This is a genomic window from Streptomyces sp. Tek67B01 (genome assembly GCF_055231995.1).
The window spans coordinates 4157774-4171089 of sequence record NZ_JBUYUY010000001.1; the positions used below are offsets into that span (position 1 = coordinate 4157774).

14 protein-coding genes are annotated in these 13316 nt (G+C 71.8%); 8 read left to right on the plus strand and 6 right to left on the minus strand.

Going from position 1 to position 13316, the window contains the following annotated elements:
* The first annotated feature begins 10 nt into the window (after nucleotides 1-10).
* Complete coding sequence (locus ACV7NM_RS18780) at nucleotides 11-1555, plus strand: MFS transporter (protein WP_463411345.1); 1545 nt, start codon at nucleotides 11-13, stop codon at nucleotides 1553-1555.
* A 118-nt stretch (nucleotides 1556-1673) separates the two neighbouring features.
* Here ACV7NM_RS18780 and ACV7NM_RS18785 read toward each other — a convergent pair whose 3' ends face one another.
* Nucleotides 1674-2432 (minus strand): DUF6227 family protein, encoded by a 759-nt coding sequence (locus ACV7NM_RS18785; RefSeq protein ID WP_463411346.1) that lies wholly within the window; start codon nucleotides 2430-2432, stop codon nucleotides 1674-1676.
* A gap of 183 nt (nucleotides 2433-2615) precedes the next feature.
* Here ACV7NM_RS18785 and ACV7NM_RS18790 point away from each other — a divergent pair, with 183 nt between their 5' ends.
* Nucleotides 2616-3287 carry a vitamin K epoxide reductase family protein gene (locus ACV7NM_RS18790; protein WP_463411347.1) on the plus strand — a complete coding sequence of 224 codons (672 nt, stop codon included), beginning with the start codon at nucleotides 2616-2618 and terminating at the stop codon, nucleotides 3285-3287.
* Between the two features lie 155 nt (nucleotides 3288-3442).
* On the opposite strand, the gene ACV7NM_RS18795 is transcribed toward ACV7NM_RS18790, so the two are convergent.
* A complete protein-coding gene (locus tag ACV7NM_RS18795) occupies nucleotides 3443-3853 on the minus strand; it encodes a rodlin (protein ID WP_136217458.1) in 411 nt (136 codons plus the stop codon).
* Nucleotides 3854-4175: 322 nt separating this feature from the next.
* Between ACV7NM_RS18795 and ACV7NM_RS18800 the strand changes: the two genes are divergently transcribed.
* Both ACV7NM_RS18800 and ACV7NM_RS18805 read left to right on the plus strand, forming a co-directional pair.
* Nucleotides 4176-4640, plus strand: a complete 465-nt coding sequence (locus ACV7NM_RS18800; protein ID WP_463411348.1) for a hypothetical protein — start codon at nucleotides 4176-4178, stop codon at nucleotides 4638-4640.
* Nucleotides 4641-4819: 179 nt separating this feature from the next.
* Nucleotides 4820-5062: a chaplin gene (locus ACV7NM_RS18805; RefSeq protein ID WP_463411349.1), complete on the plus strand. Its 243-nt coding sequence runs from the start codon at nucleotides 4820-4822 to the stop codon at nucleotides 5060-5062.
* Nucleotides 5063-5143: 81 nt separating this feature from the next.
* Here ACV7NM_RS18805 and ACV7NM_RS18810 read toward each other — a convergent pair whose 3' ends face one another.
* The 4 genes from ACV7NM_RS18810 to ACV7NM_RS18825 all read right to left on the minus strand — a co-directional run bounded on the left by ACV7NM_RS18810 (nucleotide 5144) and on the right by ACV7NM_RS18825 (nucleotide 7583).
* Nucleotides 5144-5491: a hypothetical protein gene (locus tag ACV7NM_RS18810; RefSeq protein WP_463411350.1), complete on the minus strand. Its 348-nt coding sequence runs from the start codon at nucleotides 5489-5491 to the stop codon at nucleotides 5144-5146.
* Nucleotides 5492-5650: 159 nt separating this feature from the next.
* Nucleotides 5651-6565: a chaplin gene (locus ACV7NM_RS18815; protein ID WP_463411351.1), complete on the minus strand. Its 915-nt coding sequence runs from the start codon at nucleotides 6563-6565 to the stop codon at nucleotides 5651-5653.
* A gap of 122 nt (nucleotides 6566-6687) precedes the next feature.
* Nucleotides 6688-6921 (minus strand): chaplin, encoded by a 234-nt coding sequence (locus ACV7NM_RS18820; protein WP_136217442.1) that lies wholly within the window; start codon nucleotides 6919-6921, stop codon nucleotides 6688-6690.
* A 251-nt stretch (nucleotides 6922-7172) separates the two neighbouring features.
* Entirely contained in the window at nucleotides 7173-7583 is a 411-nt protein-coding gene (locus ACV7NM_RS18825; protein WP_463411352.1) for a rodlin, read from the minus strand.
* Nucleotides 7584-7954: 371 nt separating this feature from the next.
* Here ACV7NM_RS18825 and ACV7NM_RS18830 point away from each other — a divergent pair, with 371 nt between their 5' ends.
* From ACV7NM_RS18830 to ACV7NM_RS18845, 4 genes are all read left to right on the plus strand, one after another.
* Complete coding sequence (locus ACV7NM_RS18830) at nucleotides 7955-9076, plus strand: DUF3344 domain-containing protein (protein ID WP_463411353.1); 1122 nt, start codon at nucleotides 7955-7957, stop codon at nucleotides 9074-9076.
* Between the two features lie 109 nt (nucleotides 9077-9185).
* On the plus strand, nucleotides 9186-10382 hold the full coding sequence (locus tag ACV7NM_RS18835; RefSeq protein ID WP_463413979.1) for a glycosyltransferase: 1197 nt from the start codon (nucleotides 9186-9188) through the stop codon (nucleotides 10380-10382).
* Entirely contained in the window at nucleotides 10379-11884 is a 1506-nt protein-coding gene (locus ACV7NM_RS18840) for a sugar transferase (protein ID WP_463411354.1), read from the plus strand. The genes ACV7NM_RS18835 and ACV7NM_RS18840 overlap by 4 nt, the downstream gene beginning before the upstream one ends.
* Before the next feature lie 2 nt (nucleotides 11885-11886).
* Nucleotides 11887-13269 carry an O-antigen ligase family protein gene (locus ACV7NM_RS18845; protein ID WP_463411355.1) on the plus strand — a complete coding sequence of 461 codons (1383 nt, stop codon included), beginning with the start codon at nucleotides 11887-11889 and terminating at the stop codon, nucleotides 13267-13269.
* Nucleotides 13270-13316 lie beyond the last annotated feature (47 nt).

The window sequence follows — 13316 nt, forward strand, 5'->3', positions numbered from 1 at the left end:
GTTTCATCCCATGAGCACCGAGACAGCCCAGACATCGCCCGAAAGAGAGAACGGGCCCGTACGAGAAGAGCGGAACCACACCCTCGACGACGACACGAGCAGCAGCTCACCCGCCGACCGCCGCCGCTGGCTGGCGCTCGCCATCGTGATGACCGCGGCGTTCATGGACCTGGTGGACGTCACGATCGTCAACATCGCGATACCCAGCATGCGCGCGGACTTCGGCGCCTCCACGAGCGCGATCCAGTGGATCACCGCCGGGTACGCCCTCGCCTTCGCCGCCGGTCTGATCACGGGCGGCCGTCTCGGTGACATCTACGGCCGCAAGCGCCTCTTCCTCATCGGCATAGCCGGGTTCACCGCCGCCTCGGCGCTCTGCGGCATCGCCGCCAACCCCTCCGTGCTCGTCGCCTCCCGCATCCTCCAGGGCGGTATGGCGGCGATGATGGTGCCGCAGGTGCTGGCGATCATCCACGTCACCTTCCCGCCCCGAGAACGCGGCAAGGTCTTCGGCATGTTCGGCGCGATCGTCGGTCTCGGCGCGGTCTCCGGCCCGATGCTCGGCGCGCTGCTCACCGAGTGGAACCTGCTGGGCCTCGAATGGCGCCCGATCTTCCTGATCAACCTGCCCGTCGGCATCGCGGGTGTGATCCTGGGCGCCAAGTTCATCACCGAGTCCAAGGCTCCCAAGGCGCTGCGGCTCGACCTGATCGGCGTCGTGCTCGCCACGCTCGCCCTCGTCATGTTGATCTTCCCGCTGACGCACGGCCGGGAGAACGACTGGCCGCTGTGGGGCTTCGTCTGCATGGGCGCCGCGCCGTTCCTCTTCGTCGGCTTCATCGCCTACGAGAAGTACAAGATCCGCAAGGACGGCTCGCCGCTGGTGGAGCTCTCCCTCTTCTCGATCAAGAGCTTCGCGGGCGGCATCGCCGTCCAGCTCACCTTCGGCATCGCGACCGGCATCTTCTTCCTGGTCTGGACGCTCTACATGCAGATGGGCCTCGGCTGGACACCGCTGCGCGCGGGCACCACCGGCATCCCCTTCTCGATCGCCGTCTCGGCGGCCGCGGGCATGTCCGTCCAGAAGCTCGTACCGCGCTTCGGCCGCAAGGTGCTCCAGGCGGGCGCGCTGACCATGGCCGCGGGTCTGCTGCTCTACATCTGGGAGTCCTCCCACTACGGAATGGCGATCGCCTCCTGGCAGATGGCGGCGCCCCTCGTCGTCATGGGCATCGGCATGGGCCTGATCGTGGCCCCGCTCACCGACACGGTGCTCTCCCAGGTCCCGCGCGAGCACGCCGGGTCCGCCTCCGGCCTGATCAACACCACCGGGCAGATGGGCAACGCCCTGGGCCTGGGCCTGACGTCCGTCGTCTTCTTCGGCGTGATCGATGACGACATGGTCTACGGGGCCCCGTACGTGGAGGCCTTCCGCAGCGCGCTGTGGTGGGTGGTGGCGGTCCTGGTCGTGATCTTCGCGGTGATGTTCATGCTGCCGCGCAAGCAGGTCCCGATGGCCGAGCGCGAGGGCGCCGAGGTCGCCGAGGTCGTCTGAGCTGCATGCCCCTCGGGCGCGTCCGCCTCCCGGCGGGCGCGCCCGTTCGCGCTTTCCGAGGCCGGCCGGGCGTACGTTGCCTCCCGCGCCCGCGCCGCCGCACGCCCTCGCCGGTGCGTCAGCGGACCCGGGCGCGCAGCTCCATTGCCTCGCGCGCGGCTGCCTCGCTCTCGTACACCTCGCACATGTGGCGGCCGTCCGGCGTGGCCGTGTGCTCGACCTCCCACAGGCTCAGCTCGCTGCCGTCCACCAGCACGAACGCGTGCTCGTACAGGGTGAATCCGACGCCCCGCCCGTCCCACAGCCGCGGCCGTCCGCCGAACGCCTGGGTGATCTGGTGCGCGTACGCCGAGCGCAGGCGCAGCGCCACCCCCTCGCCGGGTCGGTCCGCGTTCTCCGCGCGCCGCAGGACCCGCCGGGCGTGGTCGGCGGACTGCTCCACCGTGTACTCGCGGTGCGGCGCGGGGGCCGGGTCCGCGAACAGGGCGCTCAGCGCGGCGGCCTCGTCCTGCGGCTCCGCCCCCGTGAGGTCGTCCCGCGCCGACTGCGCGGGGACCTCCCCGAAGACCCGGGCCACAGCCAGGCAGAGCTCGGACCGATCGGTGAACAGCTCGTGCCGCACGACCCGGTCGCCCTGCTGTCGGTAGACCAGTTCCCACAGGGATACCGCTCCTCCGTCGGCCAGGAGGTAGGTGTGCCGGTGGGTTTCCCGCCACAGTCCCGCCCTCGGGCTGTGGTGGGTGGTGTGCAGCGAAGAGCTGTGGGCGAGCGCCGTACGCAGTCGCCCGACCAGCCGGTCCGGCAGGTCGAAGGAGTTCAGGGCGCGGCCCAGGAGTCGATCGAGGTGGGCCTCGGTTGTCTCGTACGGATCGCTCAAGGTGGGTCTCCAGGCCGTCGCAGCTTGTCACTTCGCGGAAGCACAACGTAGCCCCTGGCACTGACATCACGTCCGGGATTCGTTAAAACGTCCGGGAAGTATCAGGGGTTCCCGCCATCCCTTCAGGTCAACTTGCGTACACCTGGGTACGGTTGGGCCCGGTCTGCGGTGGAGCGCGGGACTATGGGCCCCATGGCAACGAACGGCATGGCCCCCGACAGCACCACAACCGCCCCAGTGGACCTCCCCCGTCAACAGGACCGCTCCAGACGGGCCGAGGACGAACCCGCACGCGCCCCGAGGCGGTTGGCCTGGTTCCTGATCCTCACCGGAGCCGCCGGGGTGCTGGCCTCATGGGTGATCACCCTCGACAAGTTCCTCTTGCTGGAAGACCCGTCCTTCAAGCCCGCCTGCAGCCTCAACCCCGTGGTCTCCTGCGGCAGCGTCATGCTGAGCGAGCAGGCGCAGGCCTTCGGCTTCCCCAACCCGATGCTGGGCCTGGTCGCCTACGGGGTCGTCGTCTGCGTCGGCGCCGGCCTGCTCGCCGGCGCCCGCTACCGGGGTTGGTTCTGGCTCGGACTGAACGCCGGCATGCTCTTCGGCACCGGCTTCTGCACCTGGTTGATGGTGCAGTCCCTCTACGAGATCAACGCGCTCTGCCTGTGGTGCTGTCTGACCTGGGCGGCCACCCTGCTGATGTTCTGGGCGGTCACCGCGCACAACGTCACCGCGAGCGCGGCCCCCGGCCCGCTGCGGCGGTTCTTCGCCGAGTTCGGCTGGGCCCCGCCCGCCCTGCACCTGGGGATCATCGGGATGCTGATCCTCACGCGGTGGTGGGAGTTCTGGACGAGTTGAGGCCGAGGCCTCCCGGCCACGCACGAGGGCCCCGGCAGCTGGAGGCTGCCGGGGCCCTCGTCACGTCACACACCACGTCGACCGCGTCACCGCGTCGCTCCACGGGCACCGGGGCCCGGGCCGTACGGCCCGTCAGGACGCCGGGGGAACGCCGATCAGCTGCCGTTGGAGAGGTTGCCGGACAGGACCGGGATGTTGTCCAGGATGTGCGAGAGCGGCTCGTCGCCCTTGGCCTGGGTGGAGTTCTCGGTGCACTGCTGGTTCTGCGGGTTGGACAGGACGTTGATGTCCTGGACGCCGACGTTGATCAGGGCCAGGATCGACTGGGCGTTGACCTTGACCGGCAGGCCGATGCAGGGCTTGTTCAGCGTGCCCTGGACCAGGCCGAGCTGCGGGCTCATGGCGCCCTCGGTCTTCTGGTTGCCGTAGATCTGGGTGGCACCGTTGCCGTTGACGGTGTTGATCCCGTTGTCGTTGCCGATGGCCATGGCCGGGGCCGCGACAGCAGCGCCCGCGCCGACGGCAGCGGCGGTGACCGCGGCAGCAGTCATGATCTTCTTGAGCATCATTGGTCCTTTTGTCGCACGAGTGCCCGCTAGTGGAGCGCCCTGATCAACTGACTCCCCGGCGGGTTGGTTCCGCTGCTTCACTCAAACGGCCCGTTCGGCGGAGCGTGTTTACCCGGCCCGGGTGATGAGGCCCCGGACGTCTGCGCGAGATCCGTACGCAACGCGGACGGCGTGCCGGAGCGGGCGACCCGCGGGTGGGGGCCGTCCGGGGCGCCGCCGTCCGTGGCGCTCCGGTTGCGCTCCGTACAAGGTGTTCGCACGGTGGGTAAGGAGGGGGATCGCCCAGGTCCACTTCTGTGCCACCACTGTGAGGAAACCCATGCGCACGAAGCCGTTCCGCACCCGCGTCCTTGTCCCGTCGGCCCTCGCCGCCGTCATACTGGCCGGCGCGGCGGCCCCCGCGGGCGCCGCGGGCGGCGACAGTTCCGCCTCGCTCACGCGTCGAGTGGCGGCGGTTCAGCAGCAGATCCAGGGGATCGAGGCCCAGGCCGCGGCGGCCGGTCCGGTCGACGACCTCCTCGCCGGCCTGCTCAAGACGCTGCAGGACCTGCTCAAGTCGTTGACGGCCCTGCTGCCGGCAGGGGTGACGCTGCCGCCGATCGAGCTGCCGAAGCTCCCGACGCTGCCGGAGATCCCCGGGCTGCCGACCCTGCCGGTCACCACGCCCAAGAAGAACCCGTCCGTCTCCGTCCCCTCGGTCCCCGCCAATCCGGCGGCGGCGAGTCCGGTCAAGCCGTCGACCGACCTGGTCCCCGACATCCCCGACGTGCCCGACCTTCCCTGAGGGGCGCGAAGGGTCGTCGCCCGGCGGTGGAGTGCGGCCGTGACGCGGCGCGAGGTTACGACTATTGGGCTGAACAGGTCTGATCCCGTCCGTACCCGTGTCGTCGGGGAACCAGAACCGTTTCGCTCGATGTGAGCCCCGAGATCGGGGCAGGACGTCGAAGAGAAGGTGCACTTCCCATGAACTCTGCTGCCAAGAAGGCCGCCGTGGCCCTGGCCTCCGCTGGTCTCGCCGTGGCCGGTGCCGCGGGCGCCGCCTCCGCCGACGCCTCGGCCGAGGCTGCGGCCGTGGGTTCCCCCGGTGTCCTCTCGGGGAACCTGGTCCAGGTCCCGGTCCACGTTCCGATCAACCTCTGTGGTAACTCCGTCAACGTCATCGGCGCGCTGAACCCGGCGTTCGGCAACGTCTGCGTCAACGACTGACGTCGGCACATCCGACTGTGGGCGCCCCGGCCTCGCCGGTGGCGCCCACAGTCATGTCCGGACCGGGTCGGTCCGGTCGGCTCAGTTGGCCCCGCCGTTGAGGTGGACGCCGCCGAGCATCGGGGTCGCCTGGGCGGCGCCGTCCGCGAGCTTCATCACCTCGCCGGGAGCGTCGTTGCGGACCTTGTTGACCGTCTGAACGGTGCCGACGACCTTGCCCACGCTGTCGCCCTGCTCGGCCAGGGCGTTGCCCGCCGTCTGGGGGAGCGCCTCGGAGACGGGGTTGACCGCGTTCAGGGTCTCCGTCACCCCGCCCGTCAGGCTCATGGGCGGCAGCGCGGCCGGCGTCTGAGCCGCGAAGGCTGGAGCGGTGGCGGCGAGAGCGGCGACGGAGCCGGCGACGACAGCGGCGACCTTCGTGAACTTCATTTTTCGAAATCCTTTTCCAGCGGCGACCGTCGCGCCGCTTTCGGCCTGACTAACGAGTCCGGGTGGATACGGAAACGCGCGAGCGAACGACGCGACGGCCGGAGAATCCAAACAATGGATTCTCCGGCCGATATTTCTTCTGATTACCGGTATTGCCGGTCAGGCGGCACGCGAGCGCCGGTAGAGAATGGCGCCGCCCAGGACCAACGCCGCGGCGAGCGCCGCCGCGGCTCCGGGCCGGCCGGCTCCCGTGGCCGCCAGCTCCGGCGCCCGTACCTGTGGCTGGGCCACGACGGGCGCGGGCGCCGGGGCGGGTGCCGGGGCCGGTGCGGGGAGCACGTGGACGGGGACGTCGCCGGCGGGGGCGGCCGGCGGCTGGTCGGCGGGCCGGACCACCTCGGGTGCGGGCGCCGGAGCGGGCCGCTCCACGACCCGGCTGCCGTGCGGCGGGCCGGAACCCTCGTCCACCGGAGCGGGGAGGGTGTGCGGGGACTCGTCCACCGGAGCGGGGAGGGTGTGCGGCGCTTCCTCTACGGGACCGGGCGGTGCCGGGTGGGGGGCGGGGTGCGCGGCGCGGGGGTGGTCGTCGCACTCCTCCTCTTCCCGGCTCCCGCCGGTACCGGAGCCGCCGTAGCCGTCCTCGTGCGGGGCGGCGTGGCGGGGCGCGTGCGGGCGGGGCGCCTCCTCCTGCCGCTCCTCCTCGTGCTGTGGGCGGGGCAGCGCGTGGCGCCCCTGCCGCTCGTCGAGGTGGTGCTCGAAGGCCTTCGCGTGCTCGGGGCTCAGGTAGCGCCCGTAGTCGAAGTCGGAGTCAGATCCCGTGGTGGTGGCGCAGGTGTTCCCGAACGCCGGGTTGAGGGCCGCACCCCCGTCCACGCTGTTGCCGCAGACGTTCGGCGCGAAGGTGATCGGTACCGAGACGCTGTTGCCGGACGCCACACCCGGCGAGTGGGCGGCTTCGGCCATCGCTCCCGGGTACGCGTAGGCAGCGCCGGTGGCGATCGACAGCAGGCTGGAAGCGGCCGCCGCCGTGAGCACCCCCTTGCCCAGTACCTGTCGGCTCAGTACCTGTCGCATGGGCCCTTCCCTGTTCTACCGGCGCTCTCGCCGGTGCTGATTCGAAGCGGCCCCGGAGTGCACCGCCGTGCACTCCGAGGCCACTGACGAGGAGGTGTGCCCTTGCGGGCGCGCGCGCTCCGTCAGTCGTTGACGCAGACGTTGCCGAACGTGGGGTTCAGCAGCGCGATCACGTTGACGGTGTTGCCGCAGACGTTGACCGGGACGTGCACGGGGACCTGGACCAGGTTGCCCGAGAGGACACCCGGGGAGCCCACGGCCGCGCCCTCGGCACTCGCGTCGGCCATGGCGGGAGCGGCAGCACCGGCGGCCATCAGAACGCCGGCGGCCAGCACCACTGCCTTCTTGTACGTCATTTGTTTTCGATCCTTCCTGCAGAGGCGTATCCACTGCGAAATGAACAACGAGTGGCTTCGGAAAAAGAAACCGGATATTTCCCGGCGGGGCCGTTTATTTCACCCCGATGCCCGCCGCGCGACGTCCGGACGTCGAATTGTCCGCGTGGAATAGGCGGGGTCCGGGTCGGGCCGCGAAATAGCGGGCCCATAAGCGGCGGGGCCGCCGCGACCCGAAGGTGCGGCGGCCCCGTCCCCGGCGCGGGGCGCGGTCAGCTGCCGGCGGAGACGTTGCCGGAGAGGATCGGGATGTTGTCCAGGATGTGCGAGAGCGGCTCGTCGCCCTTGGCCTGGGTGGAGTTCTCGGTGCACTGCTGGTTCTGCGGGTTGGACAGGATCGGGACGTCCTGGACGCCGACGTTGACCAGGGCGAGGACCGACTGCACGTTGGCCTTGGCCGGCAGGGCGATGCAGGGCTTGTTGAACGAGCCCTGGATCAGGGCCATCTGCGGGCTCATGTTGCCGTAGGTGGCCTGGTTGCCGTAGATCTGCGAGGCGCCGTTGCCGTTGACGGTGTTGATGCCGTTGTCGTTGCCGATGGCCATCGCCTGCGGCGCCATGGCGGCACCAAGGCCCACGACGGAGGCGGCAACCGCTGCGCCGGCCACAAACTTCTTGATCATTGTCGTCCCTTTTTTGCAGGATTGCCCGTTACTTGGAGCACTCGGCTCAACGGCGCCGTCCCGGCTCGGGTTGCGTGTGTTCACCCGGATGCCGAAGTTTCGGCCGTCACGGTTGACGCCGGGCGTTGACCCGGTGATGTCGAACCCGGGGGTCGGGGGCGGTGACGGCGTGGACGTCGGGGTCGCACGCGTGCATCCGCTTTTCCCTTTCGGTTCGAACAATGGTGCACCCGCATAACGACCCGCCCGCTCCGAGGGTGCGTGTTATCGCCCAAAAGGCCGTACGAGCGAGTCCCGCGTGATTTCAGCCCTGATTTCTGACAAAGTTCACTCCTGTTTTGTCCCCTTGGTCGAAAATAGGAGGCAGGGTCATGGGTTCCCCCCGAAGAATCCTCGGTGCGCTCGGTCTTCTGTCCTGCCTCGTGCTTTCGGCGAACGTCCCCGCGGCCGGTGCCGCCGCCGCGCCGGCCGGGGCGACGGCCGCCGCGTTCAGGGAGCTGCCCAGCGTCCCGTTCACCCAGCGCTACCAGGCCGTGCAGCACGGCGGCCTCGTCCGTGCCTCCAACTCCTCGATCACCTGTCGCAAGGAGGAGGCCCCGCAGGCCGAGCCGTGTGCCGAGGTCAAGCGCGGCGCGGGTGGGGTCAACGGCGACTACGACATGTTCTACACGGAGGTCGACAAGGACCCCGACACCTACAACTCGACCCGTGCCGAGCTCAAGATCCCGCAGGGGGCGAAGGTCTCCTACGCGCGGTTGTACTGGGGCGGGAACCTGCGGGTGGGCGAGCAGAAACCGCCGGAGGACAGCGGCCGGGTGCTGGTCGCCGAACCGGGCGGCGCGTACAAGGAGGTGCTGGCCGACACCGTGGTGGGGCACCGCACCGACGCGGCGAGCGATGCCTACCAGGCCTCGGCGGACGTCACCCCGCTGGTCCGCAAGGGCGGCACGGGGATGTGGACGGTCGCCCAGCTGAACATCGCCATGGGCCGCTCGGAGGCGGGCGCCTGGGGTGGCTGGACGCTCGTCGCCGCGTACGAGCAACCGCAGGAACCGCTGCGCCGGGTGTCGCTGTGGGACGGCTTCGAGGGTCTGGCGGCGGGGGCGGCCAGGGAGGCCGCGCGGACGGTGGAGCTGGCGGGGCTGAACGCGCCGGCGGGGTCCGCGGGGCGGGTCGGGGTGGTCGCGTACGACGGGGACCGGGGAGTCCTCGGGGACTCGCTCACGGTGACCGCCGACAGTGGCCGCCGGGTCAGCATCAGTGATTCAGAAAATCCTTTTAATGATGTCATGAATTCCACCATCACGGAATTCGGTCAGGCGCCGTTCGTGCGACAGCCTGAATATATGAATAATCTCGGATACGACGCGGACGTGTTCGATCTGAGCCCCGCCCTGTCCGGTGGCGCCCGCAGTCTGGACTTCACGTTCACGGGCGAAAGTCAGGGCCAATTCCTCGGTGTGCTCTTCGTTCAGACAGACGCGCGCCGCTGAACGCAGGAGACCACTCCACGTGCCGACACATCGTTCGACAGCACAGTCCCCGCACCAGCCCCCGCACCCGCCCACCGAGCCGGTCACCGAGCCGGTCACCGTCCTCCACCTGGCCCAGCCCGTCGACGGCGGGGTCGCCCGGGTCGTCACCGACCTCGTGCGGGCCCAGTCCGCCGCCGGGCTGCGCGTCGTCGTCGGCTGCCCTGACGGCGGACCCCTGGGGGAGGCGGCCCGCGACGCCGGGGCCGAGGTCCACACCTGGCACGCGAGACGTTCCCCCGGACCGGCCCTGCCCGCCGAAGTCCTCGGCGCGCTACGGCTGGTGCGCCGCGTCCACCCCGACCTCCTGCACGCCCACAGCGCCAAGGCCGGCCTCGCCGGACGGCTCGCCGTGCGCGGTTCGCTGCCCACCGTCTTCCAGCCCCACGCCTGGTCCTTCGACGCCGTCGGCGGGGCCACCGCCGCACTCGCGCTGCGCTGGGAGCGGTTCGGGGCGCGCTGGGCCGACCGGGTGCTCTGCGTCAGCGAATCGGAGCGTCGTGCCGGGGAGTCGGAGGGCGTCACCGCCCGCTGGTCGGTGATCCGCAACGGCGTGGACCTCTCGCACTTCCGCCCCGGCCGAGCCGACCGGGACGAGGACCGGGCCCGCGCGCGCGCCGGACTGCCCGTGCCGGCCGCCTTCCGGGGCGACGGGCCGCTGGCCGTCTGCGTGGGACGGCTCTGCCCGCAGAAGGGACAGGACATCCTGCTCCGCGCCTGGTCGGAGGTGCTGGGGACGGTCCCGGACGCTCGGTTGGTCCTGGTCGGCGACGGCCCCGACGGCGAGGCACTGCGCCGCGCCGCGCCGTCCGGCGTGCACTTCGCGGGAACCGCCGCCGACATCCGACCGTGGCTTCGGGCCGCCGACATCGTTGTACTGCCGTCGCGGTGGGAAGGAATGGCGCTCGCCCCGCTCGAAGCCATGGCCTGCGGTCGTCCGGTCCTGGTCTCCGACGTCAGCGGTGCCCGGGAAAGCCTGCCGCCGGGCCAGGCACGGCTGTGTCTGGTGCCCGCGGAGGATCCGCCGGCGCTGGCCAAGGCCCTCGGACGGCTGCTCGCCGAGCCGCGGCTGCTCACCGAACTGGGGGAGCAGGCCCTGCGACACGCCCGGACCGAGTTCGACGTGCGGCGGACCGCGGACGCGGTCACCGGCCTCTACCACGAACTGCTGGGCAGGGCCGCCCCCTCGCCCCGCCCGGGGGACTCACCCCCCGGTTCAGCCGGAGGGACCCCCGAGCCCTTGAACATGGAGCGCATCAGCCGATGACGATGGACAGCGCACCCGCCCGGCACACCGGGCAGAGCGGCACGGGGCCCGCCGGCGGCACCACCGCCGTCCGCCGTGCCGTGACCGCCATCCACCCCCCGCGCCGGCCCAAGATCGATCAGGCCCGGCCCGCCGTCCGGCCGCAGCGGGCCCGGCGCGGCGACGGGAACCTCCCGCTGCTGACCGTCGACGCGCTGGCCGCCGTACTCACCACGGTGGCCCTACCCCGCCTGGACATCGGCGGTGCGCTCGCGGCTCCCCTCGCGGTCCTGGTCACCGCGCTGCACGCGCAGGCCGGGCTCTACCGGCCCCGGCTCGCGCCGTCCGCGTTGCGCGAACTGCCCGCATTGGCCGGGCGGGCCGCCGTGCTGTGGTGCGGCGCCGCCGCCGTCCTGGCCGCCGTCCGGCCGGAGGAGGCACTCGTATGGCAGGCACTGCTCGGCGCCCTGTGCCTGCAGACCGTACTGGCCTGCGCGGGGCGGGGGCTGGTCAACCAGCTCCGCCGCCGGGCGGCGGTGCGCAGACCCTGCTCCGCGCTGGTCGTCGGGCGCGGCGAGGGCGCCAGCGCCGTCGCCGCGGCCCTGCACGGCCGACGCGAGTACGGGCTGCGCCCGGTCGGGATCGCCGACACCGGCTCCGCGCCCGACGCCGAGAGCGGCGCGCTGCCCCTGCTGTGCACCCACGAGGACGTCCGGCGGGCCGTCATCCAGAACTCCGTCCGCCACGCGGTGTTCACCCGGCCGCCCGAGGCCGACGAACGCACCGCCTCGCTGGTCAGGCTCTTCCACGACCACGGCTGCCGGCTGTGGCTCGCCGATCCCGCCGGCACCGCCAAGGTCACCGGCATGCGGGTGGCCGAGCCCGCCGACCAGCTGTGGGGGTACGCCGTACAGCCCCTGCTACCGCGTCCCGCCCGGCCGCTGGAGCGGTACGCGAAACGGGTCATCGACTCCTCGCTCGCCGCGGTCGCTCTGTTGGCCGCCGCGCCCGTGATGGGCGCCTGCGCGCTGGCCGTACGGCTCTCCGACGGCCCGGGGGTGATCTTCCGCCAAGAGCGCGTCGGCCTGTACGGGCGGCCCTTCACCCTGCTGAAGTTCCGCACCCTGAGCGCCGACGCGCACGAGTCCGCCACCCGGTGGACCGTCGCCGGGGACCGCCGGATGAGCCCGATCGGCTCCTTCCTGCGCAAGTCCTCGCTGGACGAGCTGCCGCAGCTGTGGAACGTCGTACGGGGTGACATGAGCCTGGTGGGGCCGCGCCCCGAGCGGCCTTTCTTCGTCGCGAAGTTCGCCACCCTGCACCCCGGCTACGAGGCGCGGCACCGGATGCCGGTGGGGATCACCGGGCTCGCGCAGATCAACGGCCTGCGGGGGGACACCTCCATCGAGGACCGGGCCCGCTTCGACAACCACTACATCGACACCTGGTCGCTGTGGCAGGACCTGTGGATCCTGGCCCGGACCGCGGCCTCCTTCTTCCGTTTCCGGCTCGGAGGCAGCTGAGCATGACCCTCGCCGTATCGAACTCCCGCCCGCGGGGCCGCCCGTTCCCCTGGCAGCCGCTGCGCCGGCACTGGCCGCTGCTGCCGCTGGCCGCGACCGTCCTGATGCTGCTCGCCCCGCTGCCCGCGGGGGACGCGAGCACCTCCGGCAAGGTCGGGCCGGCCGACGCCGCCTCACTGCTGCTCGTGGCCGTCTGCGCGCTGCGGGCCCTGCGGGGCCGGGTGCGCCCGCTGAGCCCGCTGGGCGCCGTCGTCCTCGGGATGCCCGCGGTGGGGCTCGCGGTGGCGACGGTGACGGCCGGGGACCCGTACGCGGCCCTGCCCGGGTTCGTGCGCTACCTCCAGGTCTTCGTACTGGTCCCCGCGGCGATCGTGCTGCTGGTGCGGGACGCCGGGGAATTCCGCTTGGCGGCGGGGTGCTTCGTGGTCCTGGCGCTGGTCCAAGGAGCCTTGGGCGTCGTCCAGTTCGTCACCCACACCGGCGCCTCGTACCAGGGAGCCGACATCCGGGCGGTGGGGACCTTCGGCCCGGGCGACGTCATGGGCATGGCCACGGTCGTCGCGTACGGGCTGGTCGTGGCGACCGCCGCCGCCCTCGCGCCGGGACTGCCCGGGCGTGTCCGGCGGATCGCGGCCGGCTGCGCGGCGGGCCTGACGGTGCCGCTGGTGCTGTCGTTCAGCCGGGGCGCGTGGATCGCGACGGTCGGCGCGGCGGTCCTGGTGATGGTGCTGGCCGGTGTCCGGCGGGCGCTCAAGGTCGTGGTGGCTCTGGCGGCCGTGGGCGTGGTGCTGGTCGGCGGGTTCGGCGTCGGCTCCGAGATGGTCACCGAACGCCTGACCTCGATCACGCAGGTCTCCGACGCCCCCGACCAGTCGGTCACCGATCGGTACACGATGTGGGCCGCCGCCGAGTCGATGTGGCGGGAGCGGCCGGCCGCCGGGGTGGGCCTCAAGGGCTTCCCCGCCAACCGGGACGGCCACTCCTCGCTGGCGCTGTCCTCCGGCAGCGACACCGCCGGCGCCGGCCAGGCCTTCGTCAAGCAGCCGCTGCTGTCCCCGCACAACATGTACCTGCTGGTGTTGAGCGAGCAGGGACTGATCGGGCTGACCGCGCTGGCGGGCGGCTGGGCCGCGCTCGTCGTAGCGGGGCTGCGCCGGTACGCGGCCGGCGGTGAACACGGCGTGCGCGACTGCGGGCTGATCGCGGTCGGACTGCTCGTGTGGCAGCTGACCGACTTCCTGTACGCCGACATCGGGGGGCCGTCGACCGTGCTGACCGGAGTGATCATCGGACTCGCGGCGTGGTGGGCCCTGCCGTCCGGGACCGGGGGTGTCACCGCCGTGCTCCCGGCCCGGCCCGCCCCCGAGGGGCCGGCCGGCCGGTGACCGACACGACGCCGTGGCGGCCCGCGGCCGCGGCGACCGACCTCGCC